The following is a 3,287-nucleotide window of genomic DNA, read 5'->3' as shown; positions in this document are numbered from 1 at the left end:
GGAATGCTTATAACTGGGATTATTCTTGGACCACAAGTCTTAAATTTACTTGATAAAAATATATTAAATATTTCATCTGATTTAAGAACCATAGCATTAATTGTAATTTTATTAAAGGCAGGGCTCAGCCTTGATATTGGAGATTTAAAAAAAGTAGGAAGATCTGCAGTATTATTGTCTTTTCTACCAGCAAGTTTTGAAATTTTATCTTATGCGATTTTCGTTCCAAAACTTTTAGGACTAAATTTAGTTGATGGACTTTTAATGGGAGCTGTTATGGGTGCCGTATCTCCTGCTATAGTTGTGCCTAGGATGGTTAAACTTATTGATGAAGGTTATGGAAAGAATGAATCTGTTCCACAAATGATCTTGGCAGGGGCATCTTGTGATGATGTTTTTGTCTTGGTTTTATTTTCATCTTTTCTATCAATGGCAAAGGGAAGTGAATTTTCATATACATCACTATTAAGAGTGCCAGTATCAATTGTTTTAGGAATAGGACTTGGAATTTTAATAGGATATTTATTGTATTTATTTTTTGAAAGACGTTATAAAAATGGAACTTATATAAGAAACTCATCCAAGGTTATAATTATTTTGGCACTTTCTTTTTTACTTGTTAGCTTAGAAGGGCTTATAAAAAATATAATTCCAATATCCGGCATACTTGCAGTAATAGCAATGGCTTCATCTTATAAAATTAAAGCCAAAGAAGAAGTTGTTGAAAGACTCTCTGAAAAATTTGCTAAACTTTGGATATTTGCAGAAATTTTACTCTTTGTTCTAGTTGGGGCAGAAGTTGATATCAAATATATGACAGCTATTGGAATTATTGGCATACTTTTGATATTTTTAGGGCTTTTAATTAGGTCCATTGGAGTATTTATTTCTATTGCTGGAAGTAAGCTAGATAAGAAAGAAAAGACCTTTACAATCCTTGCCTATACACCAAAAGCAACTGTTCAAGCGGCTATAGGGTCGGTTGCTCTTGCAAATGGAATCGGATCAGGGATGGCAATTTTATCAATAGCAGTTCTTGGTATTATTATTACAGCACCATTGGGAGCTATTTTAATCGATAAGACCTATAAAAAATTATTAAAAAAAGCTCCAAATTAATTTAATGGTATAATGCTTATAAATCTTAGGAGGTAGTTATGGCGGAAACAAATCTAAAAGTTACTTTATTAAATTATACAAAAAACGGTGAAGAAACCATAGCGCAGGCAGGTAAATTGTGTTATTCTGCTGTTGGTGTCGAGGAAATTTCTAAAAAACAAGATCAAGAGTCAATAGCAAAATATGTAAAAATGCTTGCAAGCCTTGGTCATTTAAGTCCAATTGAACATATTTCTTTCACCTTTGCTGTTGAAGGCGTTTCAAGAACCTTAACTCATCAGCTTGTTCGTCATAGGCTTGCTTCTTATTCCCAACAATCACAAAGATATGTGAAACTTAATGGATTTGAATATATAATACCTCCTTATATAAAGGAAAATCCTGAAGCAAGGCAAATTTTCATAGATGCTATGGAAAAAGACCAAGAAGCCTATGATAGACTTACTGAAATTCTTACAAAAAAACATTATAATGACCTAGTTAATGAGGGCGAAGAAGAAAAATCTGCGAAAAGAACGGCCACTAAGATGGCTATTGAGGATGCCAGATACGTTTTTCCTAATGCTTGTGAAACTAAAATAGTATTTACAATGAATGCAAGAACTCTCCTACATTTTTTCAATCTTAGGTCTTGTAATAGGGCTCAATGGGAGATAAGAGAAATGTCTGACCAAATGGTAAAATTAGTTAAAGATATTTATCCAAATGTCTTCGCTTCAGCTGGTCCATCATGTATATCGGGTCCATGCCCTGAAGGAAAAATGACTTGCGGAAAGATTAGCGAAGTAAGAGAGAAATTTAAAAATATTTAAGGGCCCCTGGCTCTTTTATTTTGCCTTAAAATGGGTATAAATTTAGAATAAGGATATAGAAAGAAGAGGTTCTTATGTCTTACATAGAATTAAATGAAGTAAGTAAAAAATATGAGTCTGGCCAGTCTGAAATACTTGCCAATGATAAGATAAGTTTCAAGCTTGATGAAGGAAGGCTTTTGATAATTGTAGGTGCGTCTGGTGCTGGTAAAACTACACTTTTAAATATTATCGGTGGGATGGAACAGGCCACTAGCGGCGATATTATCATAGATGGGAAAAACCTAAGTAAACTTAATGATAAAGAACTTACTAAATACCGTAGGGACGATGTTGGTTTTGTTTTCCAACATTATAACCTTATCCCAAACCTAACAGCTTTAGAAAATGTGGAATTAGCTAGTGAAATTTCAAAGGATTCCTTAAAGGCAGATGAGATTTTAGACCAGGTGGGACTTTCTAAAAGAGAAGGAAATTTCCCGTCCCAACTTTCTGGTGGAGAACAACAGAGGGTTGCTATTGCAAGGGCTCTTGCTAAAAACCCAAAATTATTATTGTGTGATGAACCAACAGGCGCTCTTGATTATAAAACTGGAAAAAACATCTTAAAACTCCTCCAAGACGCATCAAGAAATTTCAACTCTACAGTTATCATCATAACTCACAATTCTTTAATAAAACCAATGGCTGATGAAGTAATAGAGCTAAAAGACGGTAGGATTTTAAACGCTTATACAAATGAAAATCCAGTACCTGTAGAAGAACTCGAGTGGTAGTATGAACAAGACCTATATAAAAAATATCCTCAGAGATATTAACAAAACTAAGGGAAAAGTTTTTTCCATAGGTGTTATGGTTGGGCTTGCAACTATGGTAATTGTTGCTCTTAACCTAACTGGTCCATCAATGAGAAAAAGCTTGAGGTCATCTTTAGATAGGTTTGGCCACCCAGATATAATAGTGAAATCAACCTATCCAATGGATTATGAAGATAAAATTCTTTTGGAAAATGATAGTAATATTGATGAAATTTCTTATATCAAGACAATTGACCTTAAGGATGGGGAAAAAATTATTAGATTAAAATCCTTTGATAAAAATTTTGGAAAAATTAATCTAGAAAAAGGAACTCTAATAAATAAGGATAATGAAATCATTCTTGATAAGTCCTTAGAAAAATATTATAAAATAGGCGATGAGGTAAATTTTTCATATATTAATGATGATCAAAAAGAAAATTCTAAGATAAAAAATACAAATTTTAAGATAGTTGGATTTTTTTCAACTAGCGAAAAATTTATGGAAGATATGAGAGAACTTTCTCCTATTGGTAAAAAAGAAATAGATGGTTTCGCC

General features: G+C 32.6%; 3 protein-coding genes and 1 pseudogene. All 4 read left to right on the top strand.

The genetic code is table 11. The annotated features are described in order from the left end of the window. Nucleotides 1-1,119, top strand: a 1,119-nt coding sequence (locus tag RQ893_RS08720) for a cation:proton antiporter (protein WP_311482625.1), incomplete at its 5' end; no start/stop codon positions are given. A 38-nt stretch (nt 1,120-1,157) separates the two neighbouring features. Further along, on the top strand, nt 1,158-1,931 hold the full coding sequence (gene thyX / locus RQ893_RS08715; RefSeq protein ID WP_311482624.1) for an FAD-dependent thymidylate synthase: 774 nt from the start codon (nt 1,158-1,160) through the stop codon (nt 1,929-1,931). A 74-nt stretch (nt 1,932-2,005) separates the two neighbouring features. Beyond that, on the top strand, nt 2,006-2,707 hold the full coding sequence (locus tag RQ893_RS08710; protein ID WP_311482623.1) for an ABC transporter ATP-binding protein: 702 nt from the start codon (nt 2,006-2,008) through the stop codon (nt 2,705-2,707). A 1-nt stretch (nt 2,708) separates the two neighbouring features. Next, nucleotides 2,709-3,287, top strand: a pseudogene (locus tag RQ893_RS08705) (ABC transporter permease); the annotation flags it as partial.

The organism is uncultured Anaerococcus sp. (genome assembly GCF_963510915.1).
GTDB lineage: Bacteria > Bacillota > Clostridia > Tissierellales > Peptoniphilaceae > Anaerococcus.
Note: the sequence above shows the minus strand (reverse complement) of the source record. Positions and strands in the feature narration are given on the sequence as shown.

Excerpts from the sequence above, each read along its gene's own strand:
- thyX (WP_311482624.1), top strand. The coding sequence starts at position 1,158 with ATGGCGGAAACAAATCTAAAAGTTACTTTATTAAATTATACAAAAAAC.
- RQ893_RS08710 (WP_311482623.1), top strand. The coding sequence starts at position 2,006 with ATGTCTTACATAGAATTAAATGAAGTAAGTAAAAAATATGAGTCTGGC.